General features: G+C 72.7%; 12 protein-coding genes, 1 tRNA gene and 2 pseudogenes. 9 read left to right on the forward strand and 6 right to left on the reverse strand.

Annotated features, from left to right (window positions below; translation table 11 throughout):
* Positions 1–118 precede the first annotated feature (118 nt).
* Positions 119–282 (forward strand): annotated as a pseudogene (locus IE212_RS28550) (methionyl-tRNA formyltransferase); the annotation flags it as partial.
* Between the two features lie 18 nt (positions 283–300).
* Here IE212_RS28550 and IE212_RS28555 read toward each other — a convergent pair.
* On the reverse strand, positions 301–678 hold the full coding sequence (locus IE212_RS28555; RefSeq protein ID WP_190200851.1) for a transglycosylase family protein: 378 nt from the start codon (positions 676–678) through the stop codon (positions 301–303).
* A 178-nt stretch (positions 679–856) separates the two neighbouring features.
* Here IE212_RS28555 and IE212_RS28560 point away from each other — a divergent pair, with 178 nt between their 5' ends.
* A complete protein-coding gene (locus tag IE212_RS28560; protein WP_190200852.1) occupies positions 857–1279 on the forward strand; it encodes a DUF350 domain-containing protein in 423 nt (140 codons plus the stop codon).
* Between the two features lie 137 nt (positions 1280–1416).
* Here the strand turns inward: IE212_RS28560 and IE212_RS28565 are convergent, their stop codons facing one another.
* Positions 1417–2481 (reverse strand): MGDG synthase family glycosyltransferase, encoded by a 1065-nt coding sequence (locus IE212_RS28565; RefSeq protein WP_190200907.1) that lies wholly within the window; start codon positions 2479–2481, stop codon positions 1417–1419.
* 251 nt (positions 2482–2732) lie between these two features.
* On the opposite strand from IE212_RS28565, the gene IE212_RS28570 reads away from it, so the two are divergent.
* The 6 genes from IE212_RS28570 (at position 2733) to fdh (ending at position 11245) form a co-directional block, all read left to right on the forward strand.
* Positions 2733–3575, forward strand: coding sequence for an SDR family NAD(P)-dependent oxidoreductase (locus tag IE212_RS28570; RefSeq protein ID WP_190200853.1), 843 nt, complete (start codon positions 2733–2735; stop codon positions 3573–3575).
* Between the two features lie 15 nt (positions 3576–3590).
* Entirely contained in the window at positions 3591–4553 is a 963-nt protein-coding gene (locus IE212_RS28575) for a DMT family transporter (RefSeq protein WP_190200854.1), read from the forward strand.
* Positions 4550–5308 (forward strand): polysaccharide deacetylase family protein, encoded by a 759-nt coding sequence (locus IE212_RS28580; RefSeq protein ID WP_190200855.1) that lies wholly within the window; start codon positions 4550–4552, stop codon positions 5306–5308. Before IE212_RS28575 ends, IE212_RS28580 begins: the two co-directional genes overlap by 4 nt.
* 496 nt (positions 5309–5804) lie before the next feature.
* Positions 5805–6812, forward strand: a complete 1008-nt coding sequence (locus tag IE212_RS28585) for a 4Fe-4S dicluster domain-containing protein (RefSeq protein ID WP_190200856.1) — start codon at positions 5805–5807, stop codon at positions 6810–6812.
* Complete coding sequence (nrfD, locus tag IE212_RS28590) at positions 6809–7858, forward strand: NrfD/PsrC family molybdoenzyme membrane anchor subunit (RefSeq protein WP_190200857.1); 1050 nt, start codon at positions 6809–6811, stop codon at positions 7856–7858. Before IE212_RS28585 ends, nrfD begins: the two co-directional genes overlap by 4 nt.
* A gap of 129 nt (positions 7859–7987) precedes the next feature.
* Positions 7988–11245 (forward strand): formate dehydrogenase, encoded by a 3258-nt coding sequence (fdh, locus tag IE212_RS28600; RefSeq protein WP_229864628.1) that lies wholly within the window; start codon positions 7988–7990, stop codon positions 11243–11245.
* Between the two features lie 12 nt (positions 11246–11257).
* Here fdh and selD read toward each other — a convergent pair whose 3' ends face one another.
* Positions 11258–12283: a selenide, water dikinase SelD gene (gene selD, locus IE212_RS28605; RefSeq protein WP_190200859.1), complete on the reverse strand. Its 1026-nt coding sequence runs from the start codon at positions 12281–12283 to the stop codon at positions 11258–11260.
* A 53-nt stretch (positions 12284–12336) separates the two neighbouring features.
* Here selD and IE212_RS28610 point away from each other — a divergent pair.
* Positions 12337–12429 (forward strand) — tRNA-Sec (locus IE212_RS28610).
* Between the two features lie 41 nt (positions 12430–12470).
* Here the strand turns inward: IE212_RS28610 and IE212_RS28615 are convergent.
* From IE212_RS28615 to IE212_RS28625, 3 genes and pseudogenes are all read right to left on the reverse strand, one after another.
* Positions 12471–14219 (reverse strand): annotated as a pseudogene (locus IE212_RS28615) (SelB domain-containing protein); the annotation flags it as partial.
* Between the two features lie 5 nt (positions 14220–14224).
* Entirely contained in the window at positions 14225–15532 is a 1308-nt protein-coding gene (gene selA, locus IE212_RS28620; RefSeq protein WP_190200860.1) for an L-seryl-tRNA(Sec) selenium transferase, read from the reverse strand.
* A gap of 332 nt (positions 15533–15864) precedes the next feature.
* A complete protein-coding gene (locus IE212_RS28625) occupies positions 15865–16437 on the reverse strand; it encodes a DM13 domain-containing protein (protein WP_190200861.1) in 573 nt (190 codons plus the stop codon).
* Between the last annotated feature and the right edge of the window lie 101 nt (positions 16438–16538).

Genomic DNA, 16538 nt, shown 5'->3' on the forward strand with positions numbered 1-16538 from the left:
GAGACGAGGACCCGGTCGGCCGCGGCCAGGAGGGCGGGGCTGCTGGTGATCACGACGATCGCCGCGAGGTCGGCCTCCGCCCGCGGCCGGCAGGCGGCGATCGCCGAACTCCCCTGTCCGCTACGGCGGTACGCCCGGCCGCGTCTTCTACCGCGAGGACGACGGCCCGGACCGGGCCGCGACCACGGCCCTGCCATCACGCGCGTGAGGACGGAGGACGGCCGGGAGTCGGGCGCGACCGAGTACTTCACGTCCATGGGTGGCTACCTCACCAGCCGTCCGCTTTCGGGTCTGCGCCGCTCACCGGCCCCGGTGGGCGCAGGACCACGCGGACATGCCCTGCAGGGCCGCCAGGCGCTTGGCCACGGCGATCTGTTCCTTGCGGGTGGCCAGGTCGGCGCGCGGCGCGTACTTGCGTCCACCGGCGGCGACCCAGCTGGACTGGCTGAACTGCAGGCCCCCGTAGTGGCCGTTGCCGGTGTTGGCCTTCCAGTCGCCGCCGGACTCGCACGCGGCGATGGCGTCCCAGTCGGGCCCTGACTGAGAGGACGGCAGGGCCTCCGCTCTCGTGGCAACGCCCGCTATCACCACGGCCGCCAGGAGGACGACCGCCGGACTGGCCCTGCGGCGGCGGCAGTCGCGGGCATCGATCGCTTCAGCGTTCTGTGTCGAGATCATAGGTAGACCGTTGCACCGCGCCCGGTGAGCGGCGATTCGAGAACAAGCTGTCCTACGCCAAAAGGCCGCACCGTGCCCCCCTCCCCGGGCCGGTCAGGTCATCGGACAGGTGCGTTACATTTTGCTCCTCCTTGACCGCGATCATTCACGATCTCTCACGCTACGGAGCAGCCACGCCATGAGTGACATCGTCAACGGGCTCGGCAGGGCCACCGCTTACGGCGGACTGGGACTGGTCCTGCTTGTCCTCGGCATCGTCCTGGTCGACGTGCTGACGCCCGGCAAGCTCGGCCGGCAGATCTGGGAGCAGCGCAACCGCAACGCCGCCCTGGTGCTCAGCTCCGCGCTGCTCGGTGTCGGTGGCATCGTGTTCACGTCCATCTGGACCACCTACGAGGACTTCGGCAAGGGCCTGGTCTCCACCGCGGCGTTCGGGCTGCTCGGTCTGGTGATGATGGCAGTGGCGTTCCTGGTGGTGGACCTGATCACGCCCGGGCGCCTGGGCGCCGCGCTGGTCGAACCGGAGCCGCACCCCGCGGTCTGGGTGACGGCGTCCTGCAACCTCGCCGTATCGGCCATCCTTTCGGCTTCCATCGCCTGAGAAGGCCCCCGGCGACTCGGCGGCCGGCCTCAGCGTGCGGGTCCCCGGGAGCCCGCGGCCCGCCGGCCGCGTCCCGACCTGGCGCCGGTCCGCCTCACGCCGGCCGGTGGGGAGGGACATGCCCCGGTGTCCTCGGCTCACGCGACCGGCGTCCCGGCAAGTGCGGCCGCTCGCGCCAGGGGGTCCTCCCGGAACAGTTCACGCCCGCGCGCGGTGACGCCTTCCCGGTCCGCGCCGTCCATCGACAACCGCTCGACAGCGCGCACCAGGGAGGTGCCGTCCGGCGCGCCTTCCGAGACGCCGAGCGCCGCCATGTGCCGAACACCGGCCGCGCCGTGCCCGGGGAGGGGACGGTAACCCACCACCGGCAGCCCGGCGGCGAGAGCCTGTACGGCGGTCTGGCCTGCGGCGTTGTCGACCAGCACGCGGACCGCACTCAGCAGTCCGGGCATGTCGGTGACCCAGTCCAGCACGAGCACGCCCGGCACCCGGGCCATGCGAAGCCGCAGACGTTCGTTCCTGCCGCAGAGGACGACCGGGAGGAAACCGGCGGCGGCCAGCGACCGCGCGGCCCCCTCCATCCCTGCCGCGGCTCCCCACGCACCAGCGGACAGCAGGACGGGCGGGCGTCCTGGGGCGTACCGCTCGAAGCGCTGATGCCACGCTGCGGCTCCGGCAGACGCCGCGAAGAAGTCGGGCGCCACGACCGGGCCGGTCACCTCGGCAGGCGCGGTGACAGCCCGGCGCACCTCCCGTGCCGCCGCATCGCTGAGGCAGAGATACAGGTCGTTGCCAGGGTGCAGCCACTGCCGGTGGACGGCGAAGTCCAGCAGGAAGACGGCGCTCGGGCAGGGCAGCCTGTTCATGGCTCTCAGGTGACCGGTCAGCTGCGCGGCGAGATGGAAGACGGGGACGACCACATCGGCGCCGGTTCGCTCCGCGAGTTCGGTCAGGCGGCGGCCGGCAAGCCGTGCGAGGGGGACGCCGCTGGGCCGGGGTCCCTGGCCGGGGCGCAGGAGCGCCTGGTAGATGCCCGCGTACACCCAGGGAAAGTGCCGTACGGACGACTGGTAGGAGGCGCGCAACCCGGTCCCGATCCCGTGCGGCAGCAACCGCAGCAGGTCCAGGACCTGGGCGTCGTGGCCTTGCTCCCGGGCGCGGCGGGCGAGTTCCCGGGCGACCGTGTCGTGGCCGGCTCCCATGCTCGCGCTGACGATCAGCACTCGCCGTGCGTCTCGCCCCGGCGTCAGGTGCCGGCGCGGCACCTGAGGTGGTGTCTGCACGGTCCATGGGTGTCCTGCCCCCGCTCCGGCAAACGCGCCCACCCGCGTTTGGGAACCGAGCACCCGGGATACTCCGGGTTACCCGCCGCTGTCTTCATGAATAACGGGTAATGCCCGCATATGCCGCATATGCCGGTTCCTGGGCGTTCCCGTCCCCACAGAGGTCAGCCATGTCGCACGTGCCCTACTCCAAGACCGCAGACGCCCCGTTCACACGGACGCGAGGGCCGTTGCCGCGGCCGTCACCCGGGCCCGCCCATGACCCCGGACGGCCCAGGACGGCACTCGTGACCGGTGCGTCCTCCGGTATCGGCGCCGCCGTGGCACGCCGGCTGTCCGCGGAGGGCTGGCGTCTGGTCCTCAACGGACGGGACGCGGCACGGCTCGGCGGGGTGGCCGAACAGACCGGCGCCTTCTGCTTTCCGGCGGATCTCACCGGGCGCGGTGCCGAGCAGCGACTGACCCGGTTCACCCTGGAGCAGTTCGGGCGAGTGGACCTGCTGGTGGCGGGCGCCGGCATCGGCTGGGCCGGGGACTTCATCACCATGCCCGCCGACGCGCTCGAGGAGGTCATCGGCACCGATCTCCTGGCGACGCTGCGTCTCGTCCGGCAGGTGGTGCCGCACATGGTGGAAGCGGGCTGCGGGCGCGTGGTGCTCATCGGGTCTCTGGCGGGGGTCGTGGGCGTGCGCGGTGAGGCCGTGTACTCGGCGGCCAAGGCGGCCTTGAGCGCGTTCGCCGAGTCCCTGCGGTACGAACTGCGGGGCACGGGTGTCGAGCTCAGTCACGTGGTGCCGGGGGTGGTCGACACTCCCTTCTTCGAGCGGCGGGGGACCCCGTACCGCAGGTCGCGGCCCCGGCCGGTGCCGCCCGAACGGGTCGCGGAGGCGGTGTGGTCGGCGGTCTCCCGGGGCCGGAACGAAATCTACGTCCCCGGCTGGCTGCGTCTGCCGGCCCGAGTGCGCGGCGCGGCACCGGGCCTGTTCCGGCGGCTCGCCACCGCGTTCGGATGAACGGCGGTACGGCGCGTGCTCACCGTGGTCCTGGCCCTGCTCGCGGCACTGTCCAACGCCTCGGCCTCGGTACTGCAGCGGCGGGCCGCGACGGACGAGCCGGAAGGCGGCACCGGTTTGCGGCAGGCCGTTCGCTGGCTCGGGCACGCGCTGCGGCGGCCCTACTGGGTGACAGGTGCCGGGCTGCTCGCCCTGTCCACGGTTCTGCAGGCAGCCGCGCTGGGCGTGGGCGGTCTGGCCCTCGTCCAGCCGCTGCTGGCCACCGAGCTGTTGTTCACACTCGCCGTCGGCAGTGTGGTCTTCCGGCGACGTCCGGACCTCAGGACCTGTCTGGCGTTCGCCGCCCTTGCCGTCGGGCTTGCGGTGTTCCTGACGGCGGCCGTGCCGGCCGCCGGGCGGTCCACGGCATACGCGGGGCACTGGCTGCCGGCCGCAGCGGCGGTCCTGGGGGTCGCGGCCGGCCTGACGGCGGCGGCCCACGGGGTCCGGGGCGCGCCCCGCGCGGCACTGCTGGGACTGGCGTCCGCCGTGTGCTTCGCCGCCACCGCAGCGCTGCTGAAGGAAACGACCGGAAGGCTTCCGAAAGGGCTGGGCGCCGCGCTGACAGCGTGGCCTCCGTACGCCACGGTCGCCACCGGAGTCGTCGCCTTCCTGCTGTTGCAGAGCGCCCTGCGGGCCGGGACCCTGGCCGCCTCACAGCCGGCCCTGACCATCGGTGACGCGCTGACGAGCGTGGCGCTGGGATGGGTGCTGTTCGGGGAGCGAGTAGCACTCGGCCCACGACTGGTGCCCGAGTTGATCGGCGTGATGCTCATGGCAGCCGGAAGCGTCGGGCTGGCGCGTGCCCCGTCCGTCGCCGGCGGCTGGGACACGCGGGAGAGCGCGAGGAGGGCCGTGACGGGGGCGCCCGGAGACCGGCACGGGAGCAGCCTGGGAGCCGGCGGAACACCGTCAGGCGAGGGTGGTCCGAGCCTGTGAACGGTTCTGTCGGCCCCTCCCCCGGCCGGTCCGCTGCGGCCGTGCTCCTCCCTGTCGCCGCTGTCGCGGCAGCGCACATCGCTCCGGCCGCCACATGGCTTCCCGTGGTGCGCCGCTGCTGTTTCCCAGCACTGTCCGGCGTGGGCCGTCCCGATCATGTCGCCCTCACGTTCGATGACGGGCCCGATCCGGAGTCCACTCCCTGTTTCCTCGACGCTCTGGACGCTCTCGGGGTCCGGGCGACCTTCTTCGTACTGGGCGACAGCGTCGTGCGACATCCCTCCGTGGCACTGGCGACCGTCCACCGGGGACACGAGCTGGCTGTGCACGGCTGGACTCACGATCGTCCCTGGCTGCCCTCGCCGGCAGCCGACGCCCGCCGTCTGCGCCGCGCGGTCACCGCCGTCCGCGACCTGACCGGCCGCTGTCCCCGTTGGTACCGCCCGCCCTACGGCATCCTGACCTCCGGACGCTGGGCCGCGTCGCGGGCGGCGCACCTGAGGCCGGTTCTGTGGACGGCCTGGGGCCGGGACTGGACACCGGAGGCCACCCCCGCGTCGGTGTCCTCCACGGTCGGCGCCGGCCTGCGCGGCGGGGGCACCGTCGTGCTGCACGACACGGACCGGATGTCCGCCCCCGGTTGCTGGCGAGCCGCCCTCGGCGCCCTGCCCGGCATCGTCCGGGCATGCCGCGACGCGAACCTGTCAGTCGGTCCGCTCGCCGAGCACGGGTCGGTGAGCACCGCGACACGGTGAGCTCTTTCACGGTGGGACGGTGGACGGCGGGCGTAGCTGGACGTCCGCGCAGGGCGTGGCGCGCCTCAGTCGGCGGCCGTACCGGGTATGTGCTCCGCGACCTGGTTGATCGGCCCGATGAGGACGAAGGCCAAACCACCGATGATCCCGCCCATGAGCCCGGTCATCAACAGGCTGAACCCGGTGATCCCCCACCGTACCCAGCCGGACCAGGCTCCCGCCTCCTCCGGCATCACCGAGCGCAGGTGATACCGACCTACGCAAGATCGGATGCAGAGTATGGCTGCAAACCTGCCAGTCCGTCAGCACACAGGATGAACTTCCCTGCGTCAGGGTCGTCGGGAAGATCAGAAGACACGTTCGCGAACTGGTGAGCCGCCGTGGCGCGCAGGTGCCGGACCCCAGCCCGGCCGCCCGACCCGCTGCCAGGGTCCGGGGCTGCGAGCCGCCGACCGCCGGCGTCTACTGGAAGGGTCGTGAGCGAGGAGGTCCGGGCATGACGGACGACACCGGCAACCTGTTGTTCGGCCCTCAGCCCGATGTGGCGGGAGCGGCGGGGTATCGCGGTGCGCCGCCCCGTATGGGCTTCTTCACGGACACCTCGGTGTGCATCGGCTGCAAGGCGTGCGAGGTGGCCTGCAAGGAATGGAACGCGATCCCTGAGGACGGCCTGGAACTGACCGGCATGTCCTACGACAACACCCAGGGACTCGGCGCCAGCACCTGGCGGCACGTGGCCTTCATCGAACAGCGCAAGCCGCTGGGCGGGCAGGAACCCGGCGTCGGGCACGAGGACGTCGACGTCTTCGCGGCGGCCGGACAGCTGGGCACCTCGCCCTCCTCCCCGGACCCGGGCACCACCGTTGCCGAGGTCGGCTCCGCCCCCGCGGGCGCGCCGGCCGGGGCGATCTCCCCCGTGGCACCCGACGGCCGCACCGAACTGCGCTGGCTGATGTCGTCCGACGTGTGCAAACACTGCACGCACGCGGCCTGCCTCGATGTGTGCCCCACCGGTTCCCTGTTCCGCACCGAGTTCGGCACGGTCGTCGTCCAGGAGGACATCTGCAACGGCTGCGGCTACTGCGTACCGGCTTGCCCGTACGGCGTCATCGACCAGCGCCCCGACGACGGACGCGCCTGGAAGTGCACCCTGTGTTACGACCGGTTGGGTGTCGGCATGGAGCCGGCCTGCGCCAAAGCGTGCCCGACCGACTCGATCCAGTTCGGCCCGCTCGACGAGCTGAGGGACCGGGCGGCGGTCGGGGTGGCGCGGCTGCACGCGGCCGGAGTCACCGACGCGCGCCTGTACGGCGAGGATCCGGGCGACGGTGTCGGCGGCGACGGCGCGTTCTTCCTGCTGCTGGACGAGCCGGAGGTCTACGGCCTGCCTCCCGACCCGGTCGTCACCACCCGGGACATGCCCGACATGTGGCGGCACGCGGTGGCCGCCGCCGCCTCCCTCGCCGGGCTGGCCGCCCTCAGTTTCGTGAGGAGGCCGCGATGACGGAGTCCGACGTCACCCGGGACGGGGTGAAGGGGGCACGTCCTGGCCGCGAAGCCGTCACCGGGGAACAGGCAGGGCGCCGCCGGCGGCGGCGCGGGCGCGGCGAGAAGGCCATGGTGCCCGACGCCGAGTTCTCCTCGTACTACGGCAAGCCGATCCTCAACAAACCGACGTGGAAGCCGCTCGACATCGCGGGCTACCTGTATCTCGGGGGGCTCGCGGGGGCGTCGTCGCTGCTGGCCGCCGGGGCGCAGGCCACGAGCCGACCCGGATTGGCCCGGACGGCCAAGCTCGGGGCGTCGGGCGCCATCTCGCTGTCGCTGGCCGCGCTCGTGCACGACCTGGGCCGCCCGGCCCGCTTCATCAACATGCTCCGCGTCTTCAAGCCGACCTCTCCCATGAATCTGGGGTCGTGGCTTCTGGCAGGCTACGCGCCACTCACCATGGCCGCCGCCGCGGCCGATGTCACCGGGCGATACCGCGTGGCCGGTGCCACCGCCACCGTGGGCGCGGCCGCTCTCGGTCCGGCGGTCGCCACCTACACCGCCGTGCTGATCTCCGACACCGCGGTGCCGTCCTGGCACGAGGGGTACCGGGAACTGCCGTTCGTCTTCGCGGGTTCGGGCGCGACCGCGGCGGCCGGGCTGGCCCTGGCCTGCGCACCGGTCCGGGAATCGGGGCCCGCGCGCCGGATGGCGGCGCTCGGTGCCGCGCTGGAGCTGGGCTCCTTCCAGCTGATGAAGCGGCGCATGGGGCTGGCGGCCGAGCCGTACGGGCTGGGAAAGCCGCGCGGGCTGCTGCGGGCGGCGGAGGCGCTCACAGCCGGTGGTGCCGCGCTGGCGGCCTGTGCCGGCCGCGAGAGCGTGGCGGGTGGCCGGGCCAGGCTGCTCGCAGCGGGCGCGGCCCTGCTGTCCGGTTCGGCGGCGCTGCGGTTCGGTGTGTTCCACGCCGGCGTGGCCTCGGCCGAGGACCCCAGGTACACGGTCGTACCGCAGCGGGAGCGCCTGGAGGCCGGCGAGCGGTCCGGCCGGTCCGACGTCCTCTGAACCGCTCAGCCGGGCGGCAGGGGTCGCCACCCCGGTCGCCCGGGTACTCGGGCCCCAAGGGTTCCAGGAAGTGCCGCTGTCTCCCGCGCGCGGGAGAATGGCGGCAGGAGAAACCGAAGGGTGGAGGTCGTGGGCGTACGCACCTGGATCGACTCCTGGCCGGTCTACCGCCAGCTCAAGGGCACCGACCCACTGGGCCGCGGAGCCGCCGCCAAGAGCGGCCGCAGCGCGCGGCTCACCCCGCGGGTCGCCTCCGCTGACCGGGTGGTGAAGTCGGTCTGCCCGTACTGCGCGGTGGGCTGCGGTCAGAACGTCTACGTCGAGGACGAGCGAGTCACCCAGATCGAGGGCGATCCGGACTCTCCCGTCTCCCGGGGCCGGCTGTGCCCCAAGGGCTCGGCCAGCCTGCAGCTGACCACGGGCAGCGCCCGCGAGTACCACGTCCTCCACCGGCGCCCGCACGGCACCACCTGGGAGCGGCTCGACCTGGACACGGCGATGGACATGATCGCCGACCGGGTGATCGAGGCGCGCCGGGCCGGCTGGCAGTGGGAGGTCGACGAGACCCGCACCCGGCGCACGCTGGGGATCGCCAGCCTGGGCGGGGCCACGCTGGACAACGAGGAGAACTACCTGATCAAGAAGTTGTTCACCGCCCTGGGAGCCGTGCAGATCGAGAACCAGGCGCGTGTTTGACACTCCTCCACCGTTCCCGGTCTGGGAACCTCGTTCGGACGCGGCGGCGCGACCACCTTCCAGCAGGACCTGCAGAACTCGGACTGCATCGTCATCCAGGGCTCGAACATGGCCGAGTGCCATCCGGTCGGGTTCCAGTGGGTGATGGAGGCCAAGGCCCGGGGCGCGAAGGTCATCCATGTCGACCCGCGTTTCACGCGCACCAGCGCCCTGGCCGACCTGCACGTGCCGCTGCGCGCGGGCTCCGACATCGCCTTCCTCGGCGGGATCGTCAACTACGTCCTGAGCAACGACAAGTACTTCCGTGACTATGTGGTGGCGTACACCAACGGCCCGGTGGTGCTGCGCGAGGACTTCCGTGACACCGAGGACCTCGACGGCGTCTTCTCGGGCCTCGACCCCGACACCCGCACGTACGACAACAGCAGCTGGCAGTACGCCGGCACGGAGGTCCAGACGGCCTCCGGCCAACGGGACCAGGACTACGACGAGCGCACGGGCGGCGGCAGTTCGGTGACCGAGGCAGCACGCGGAGAGGCCCATGGGGCGGGCGGCGCGAAGGCCGGCGGCGAGCCGGAGCGGGACGAGACGCTCACCCATCCGCGCTGCGTCCTCCAGGTGCTCAGGCGGCACTACGCCCGCTACACGCCCGAGCTGGTCGAGCGGATCTGCGGTGTCCCCCAGGACCTCTTCCGCGAGGTGTGCGAGCTCCTCACGGAGAACTCGGGCCGGGAGCGCACCACCGCGTTCGCCTACGCGGTCGGGTGGACGCAGCACACCGTGGGTGTCCAGTACATCCGCACGGCGGCCGTCCTGCAGAGCCTGCTCGGCAACATCGGCCGGCCCGGAGGGGGCATCCTGGCCCTGCGCGGGCACGCCTCCATCCAGGGCTCCACGGACATCCCCACCCTGTTCAACCTGCTGCCGGGCTACATTCCGATGCCGCACGCCCACCAGCAGCAGGACCTGGACGGCTTCGTGCGGGCCGACGCGGGCCGCAAGGGTTACTGGGGCAACATGCGCTCCTACCTGGTCAGCCTGCTGAAGGCCTACTGGGGCGACGCCGCCACCGCCGAGAACGACTTCTGTTTCGACTACCTGCCGCGCCTGACCGGCTCCCACTCCACCTACGAGACGGTGATGTCCCAACTGGAGGGCACCTGCAAGGGCTACTTCCTCCTGGGCGAGAACCCCGCCGTCGGCTCCGCCAACGCCAAGTTGCAGCGGCTGGGCATGGCGAACCTGGACTGGCTCGTCGTACGGGACTTCTCGCTCATCGAGTCCGCCACCTGGTGGCAGGACGGGCCGGAGATCGAGACGGGTGAGCTGCGTACCGAGGACATCGGCACCGAGGTGTTCTTCCTGCCGGCCGCGGCGCACACCGAGAAGGGCGGCACCTTCACCAACACCCAGCGACTGCTCCAGTGGCACCACCAGGCCGTCGAACCGCCCGGGGAGGCGCGCAGCGACCTGTGGTTCACGTACCACCTCGGGCGGATCATCCGGCAGAAGCTCGCCGCGTCCACCGACCCCATGGACCGGCCGCTGCTGGACCTGGCCTGGGGCTACCCGACCAAGGGCCGGCACGCGGAGCCGGACGCCGCGGCCGTCCTCGCCGAGATCAACGGCCACGACGCCGAGGGCAACCCGCTGGCCTCGTACGAGCAGCTCAGCGACGACGGCTCCACCGCCTGCGGCTGCTGGATCTACTGCGGCGTCTACGCCGACGGCGTCAACCAGGCCGCCCGCCGCAAGCCGGGTGAGCAGCAGAACTGGGTGGCGAACGAGTGGGGCTGGGCCTGGCCCGCCAACCGGCGCATCCTGTACAACCGCGCCTCGGCCGACCCGGACGGCAAGCCCTGGAGCGAGCGCAAGGCGCTGGTGTGGTGGGACGCGGAACGGGGCGAGTGGACCGGCCACGACATCGCCGACTTCAAGAAGGACAAGGCCCCCGATCACCGGCCCCGCAACGGCGCGACCGGGCCCGAGGCCCTGTCGGGCACCGACGCGTTCATCATGCAGGCCGACGGAAAGGCATGGCTGTACGTGCCGTCCGGCCTGACCGACGGTCCGCTGCCCACCCACTACGAGCCGCAGGACTCGCCCTTCCCGAACCTGCTGTACGGGCAGCAGCGCAACCCGGTGCGGCACTTGCCGCCGCCCCACCCGGACAACCGCTACCAGCCCAGTGCCGGCGAGCCCGGCACGGAGGTCTTCCCCTATGTGGCGACGACCTACCGGCTGACCGAGCACCACACCGCGGGCGGCATGTCGCGCTGGCAGCCCTACCTGGCGGAGCTGCAACCGGAGTTCTTCTGCGAGGTCTCCCCCGAACTCGCCGCCGAGCGGGGCCTGGACCACACGGGCTGGGCGACGATCGTCAGTGCGCGCGGGGTGATCGAGGCGCGGGTACTGGTCACCGACCGGGTACCGCCGCTGACCGTGCACGGACGTGCCCTGCACCAGGTCGGACTGCCCTACCACTGGGGGCCGAACGGCTACAGCACGGGGGACGCGGCGAACGAGCTGATCCACATGTCCCTCGACCCGAACACGCACATCCAGGAGACCAAGGCGTTCGCCGTCGACATCCGGCCGGGTCGCCGGCCGAGGGGCCCGGCCGCCGTGGAGCTGGTGCGGGCCTACCGGACACGGGCCGGCATCGACGACCGGACGGGCACGGAGCTCTGACCGGCGCCGGCCTCATGTGACGACGACGGAGTGTTCCCCGAGCGCGACGAGCTCCCCCACCACGGGTGCTCCGGGCACCTCGCCCGCCACCAGCAGCCCGCCCGAGGTCTGGGCGTCGGCCAGGAGCAGCCGGGTGTCGGCGTCCGTGTCCCCGAAGTCGGTGTACGGCGCCACCCACTCCAGGTTGCGCCGGGTGCCGCCGCTGACGTACCCGTCGCGCACCGCCTCACGTGCCCCGTCCAGGTAGGGCACGGCGGCTGTGTCGACTACCGCGGTCACTCCCGAGGCCCGCGCCAGTTTGTGCAGGTGGCCGAGGAGGCCGAAGCCGGTGATGTCGGTGGCGCAGGTCGCTCCGGCGGCGAGGGCCGCGGCTGACGCGTCCCGGTTGAGGGTCACCATCGTGGCGACCGCCTGTGCGAACCGTTCGCCGGTGGCCTTGTGCCGGTTGTTGAGCACGCCCAGGCCGAGGGGCTTGGTGAGGGAGAGCGGCATGCCCGGCCGGCCCGTGTCGTTGCGCAGCAGGCGTGCCGGATCGGCCAGACCGGTCACCGCCATGCCGTACTTGGGTTCCGGGTCGTCCACGCTGTGGCCGCCTCCCACGTGGCAGCCGGCCTCGGACGCGACGTCGAGCCCGCCGCGCAGCACCTCACGGGCGAGGTCGAAGGGCAGCACACCGCGCGGCCAGGCCAGCAGATTGACGGCGAGCAGCGGACGGCCACCCATCGCGTACACGTCCGAGAGGGCGTTGGCCGCGGCGATGCGTCCCCAGTCGTACGGGTCGTCCACGACGGGTGTGAAGAAGTCCGCGGTGGACACCACCGCCCGGGTCGAGGCACCGCCCTCGGCGGGCAGGGTGACGACCGCCGCGTCGTCCCCGGTGGCCAGACCGACCAGCAGCGGGGTGTCGCTCGCCGTGGTCTCCGGCTTCGCCATCCCGCTGAGCACGTCCTCGAGCTCGCCGGGCGGGATCTTGCAGGCGCAGCCGCCTCCGTGCGCGAACTGGGTGAGCCGTACGGGCGTTTCGCGTGTGGTGCTCATGCCGGGTCCTTAAGCGTCGATGGTCTGCCCCTCCGGTAGCCTGAGCGGGCGAGGGAGGCGTGTGGGTGCCTGGTGGCCCTCCCGGTCTTCAAAACCGAGGTGCCCGAGGATCTCGGGCAGGCGGGTTCGATTCCCGTCCGCCTCCGCTCTCCGTGTCCCCGCCGGTCCGGCAGCGCCGACGCTGGTCGTCCACGCGTTCGGTGTACCCCTGGGAGTCGAGGTACTCCAGCAGCGGCACGGCCACGCGGCGTGTGGTGTCCAGGGCCGAGCGCGCCTCACTGAGCGTGAACGGCTGCGGGATCCTGCCGAGCGCGGCGGCTGCGCGTCTGTCCGCTCCCGGAAGCAGCACGATCCCCTCGGCGACCCGGAGCAGCGCGCCCGCCGAGACCGCGGCGGCGAGGGCCTTGCGGTGCAGCCCCAGTTCCGCGAGCCGGCCGGCTTCCGGCGCGCGGAACGGTGACCGCTCCAGTTCTCGCCGTACGGCGTCGACGGCTGCGCGCAGCGGCGGCGGCAACGTGGGCTGAGGGTCTCCGGGGCCGTACAGCCGTCCCTGGCTCGCGCGGAGCTTTCCCGACGTCTCGGCGAGGGCGTCGACCAGTGACCGGTCGGGCAGGCCGAGCAGGCGGCGGGCCGCCTCGGTGGGCAGGCCGGGTTCCAGCGGATGCCCGGCGGCGTGCCGTTCCGTCTCGGCCTCCAGGCGGTCACGCAGGGCCGTCCAGTGGGTCTCGTCCGCCAGCCAGTCGCCGGTTACCGGCGCGGACGGTGCGGGCACGCCCATCGCCGCCAGCTCCGTGCCGCGGACGAGCCCGCGGCGTCGCAGTTCCGCCGCGCCGTCGGGCCGGCCGGTCATGTCCGCCAGCACGGCGGCCCTGGCGCGGGCCGCTCCCCGACGGGTGAGCCGGGGTGGCCGGACGTCCAGGACGGTCACACCGCACGGGCCGCGCCGCCCGCCCGGTTCCCGCAGGACGGCTCGGTCACCCACCCGCAGCGGAAGCTCCCGGTCCAGGGTCAGCCGGGCCGTGTCCGGTCCGAACGGGCGGACGGTCACCGGCACCGCGGCGGTCCCGATGTGCAGGGTGACCGTCCGGGGCAGGTCCTCGACCGGGACCCCGGACATCCGTACGTCGATCAGGTGGGTGAACAGCCAGCGGCCCGGGGTGAGAAGCACCTGACCGCGGCCCAGGGCTCTGTCGGAGGAGCCGTGCACGTTGACCGCGACGCGCGCCACCCCGCTGACGGCGGACCGGTCCTCGTGCAGACACTGCAGCCCGCGTACGCGCGTCTGGGTCGTCCCGTGCCCCGTCATCAGCCGGTCGCCGAGGCGCAGGGTGCCCGCGCCCAGGGTGCCGGTGACGACCGTGCCGTGGCCTCGCACGGTGAAGGCGCGGTCCAGCCACAACCGTACGTCGCTGCCGGCGGGCGGGACGGGCAGCGAACGGCACATCCTGCTCAGTTCGGTGCGCAGCTGATCCAGTCCGGAGCCGGTCACGGCGCTCACCGCGACGGACGGCACGGTGCCCAGCGACGTGCCGGCCATGCGCTCGACGGCGTCGGCCCGCGCCAGTCCGGGGTCGGCCAGGTCGCTGCGGGTGACCGCCAGCACGGCGTGCCGTACGCCGAGCGCGTCGAGGATCTCCAGGTGTTCCTGCGACTGGGGCTGCCAGCCCTGGTCGGCCGCCACGACGAACAGCACGGCGGGCACGGGCCCGACGCCGGCCAGCATGGTGGGGACGAACCGCTCATGGCCCGGCACGTCGACGAAGGCGGTGGCCTCCGGGCTTTCGTCCGGGTTCAGACGGGTCCATACGAACCCCAGGTCGAGTGTCAGGCCCCGGCGCCGCTCCTCCTCGTAGCGGTCGGGTTCCATCCCGGTCAGTGCCCGCACGAGCGCGGACTTGCCGTGGTCGACGTGTCCGGCGGTGGCCAGTACCCGCATGGCGTCTACCTTTCCGGGGCGGGACCGGTGACCGACCGCACGGCCGTGGCCAGCCGCTCGTCGTCGTCCGGTGGCACCGCCCGCAGGTCGAGCAGGCAGCGGCCGGCCTCGAGCCGCCCCACCACGGGAACGGGGCCGGTGCGCAGGGCGGCGGCGTACCGTTCGGGCAGCGACAGCGCGGCGCTGGGCAGGGTCACTCCCGGTGCGCCTCCACCGCCCACCGTGGCGGCGCTGTCCACGGCCTGTGCGTCGATGCCTTCGGCGCTCAGCGCGGAGGCCAGCCGCTGGGCACGGTGAACGAGCGCCGCCGGGTCGGCGGACAGCGCCGCCGCGGTCGGGGTCTGCGGCCCGGCCAGCGTCGCCTCCAGCGCGGCCAGGGTCAGCTTGTCCACGCGCAACGCCCGCGCCAGCGGATGCCGGGACACGGTCCGCACGAGTTCCTCCTTTCCCAGCAGCAGCCCGCACTGCGGTCCCCCGAGCAGCTTGTCGCCGCTCGCGGTGACCAGGGAGGCCCCAGCGCGGAGCTGGGTCTCGGCGTCCGGCTCGTCCGGCAGCAGGGGGTGGGGTGAGAGCAGCCCGGAGCCGATGTCGTGGATCACCGGGACGCCGAGCGCCGCGAGTTCTCTGACGTCGGCGGCGTGCGTGAAGCCCGTGATGTGGAAGTTGGAGGGGTGCACCTTCAGCACGAACGCCGTGTCGGGGCCGATGGCGCAGGCGTAGTCGGCGACGGTCGTGCGGTTGGTGGTGCCGACCTCGCGCAGCCGGGCTCCGGTGGACACCAGCAGTTCGGGCAGGCGGAACCCGTCTCCGATCTCCACCATCTCACCGCGGCTGATGACGATCTCCCGGCCGGCGGCGAGTGCGGTCGCCGGCAGGACGAGCGCGGCGGCGCCGTTGTTCACGACGTGTACCGCGGCCGCCGACGGGACCCGCTCGCGCAGTGCGGCCAGGGCGGTGCGGCCTCGGCGGGCACGGGTGCCGGTGTGCAGGTCGAGCTCGACGTCCGTGGGCCCGGAGGCCTCCCGGACCGCGTGCCGGGCCGCCGCCGACAGCGACGCCCGGCCGAGGTTGGTGTGGAGCACCACTCCCGTGGCGTTGATGACCGGCCTCATTCGGCAGACCGTGCCCGGCAGCAGGGCGACCGCCTCGTCCGTCACGTCTTCCGGCGGGATGGCACCGGCCCGCGCCTGCTCCTGCGCCTGCCGCACGGCCGCTTTGACGGTCTCGGAACCCAGCCGGTGTGCCGCCTCGGCCAGGCGCCGGTCGGCCAGTACGGCGTCGGTCCGGGGGATCATCCGGCGTACGTCGGCCATACCGTGCCTCCGGCGGGATGTGACCGAGCCGGACGGTGCCCCGCCTGCTCGTTCACCTGGCTCTTCCTTCTCCTCCCGCCGCATGGCCGGGCGGAGAACATCCATCGTCTCTCAGTGCCCCGCGCCGAGGGCACGACACGCCCCGAGGCACACCGCTATGACCCGTTTCGCCCGGGACGGAGCCGTTTTGCGGCCCGGGCGGCGTGGGTCTCGTGACGAGAGGCCGAGCCGGCGCCACGGCCCCAGCACCGTGGCCACCGCGCGGACGGCCGCGGAGACACGGCTCTCCGGCCTGCGACCGCGAGCGTGCCGGGGCCATCACCGCACCGCTGTCAGACGCGAGCGAGCTCAGCCGCACCGAATGACACGTCGAACCGGTCGCACCAGATGCTCACGCTGCTGTAGCCGGCCGGATTCACGTCAGGGGGCAGGGCATAGTTCTGGCTCCCCTTGTTGCCCTTCAGCTTGCCGAGGCTGACGTACTTCCCGTCGTCGAACACATGCCAGCCGGCCCTGCCCTGCTTCACCGGCGCGTCGGTCAGCCAGACACGCAGGTCCGGTCCGTTGCTGGTGTCGAGGTTCTCCAGCCGGACGACATGGGAGCCGTCCGCCAGCCGCACGAGCCGTACCGTGCCCGATGTCGCGTGCTCGTGGCTGATCAGCTCACCGCTGGCCAGTGTCCGCGGACCGGTGGCCGGGGAGGGCGGCCCGGAGGGCTCATCGGAGGGCGGCGGGACAGCAGGAGCGGAGGTCTCCGCGGCCCCGGGCAGGGCCTCTTGAACGGTCTCGTCCTGCCACAGCTTCCACGGCTGGAACCAGTACAGCCCGAAGCCGACCGCTCCGACCGCCACCACCAGCACCGCAATGGCCCATGGCCGGGTCAGTACCTTTCGCACGCGCCCCATCCCCGCTCGCTCCGTGAGAGTCCTTCCCTCGCTCTCCCATTCAACGGGGTCGGGCGGTCGTGCCGTACCCCTCAGCTGATGACGGAACTCTTACGTGAGCG

Source organism: Streptomyces djakartensis (genome assembly GCF_014651075.1).
GTDB classification, from domain to species: Bacteria; Actinomycetota; Actinomycetes; order Streptomycetales; family Streptomycetaceae; genus Streptomyces; species Streptomyces djakartensis.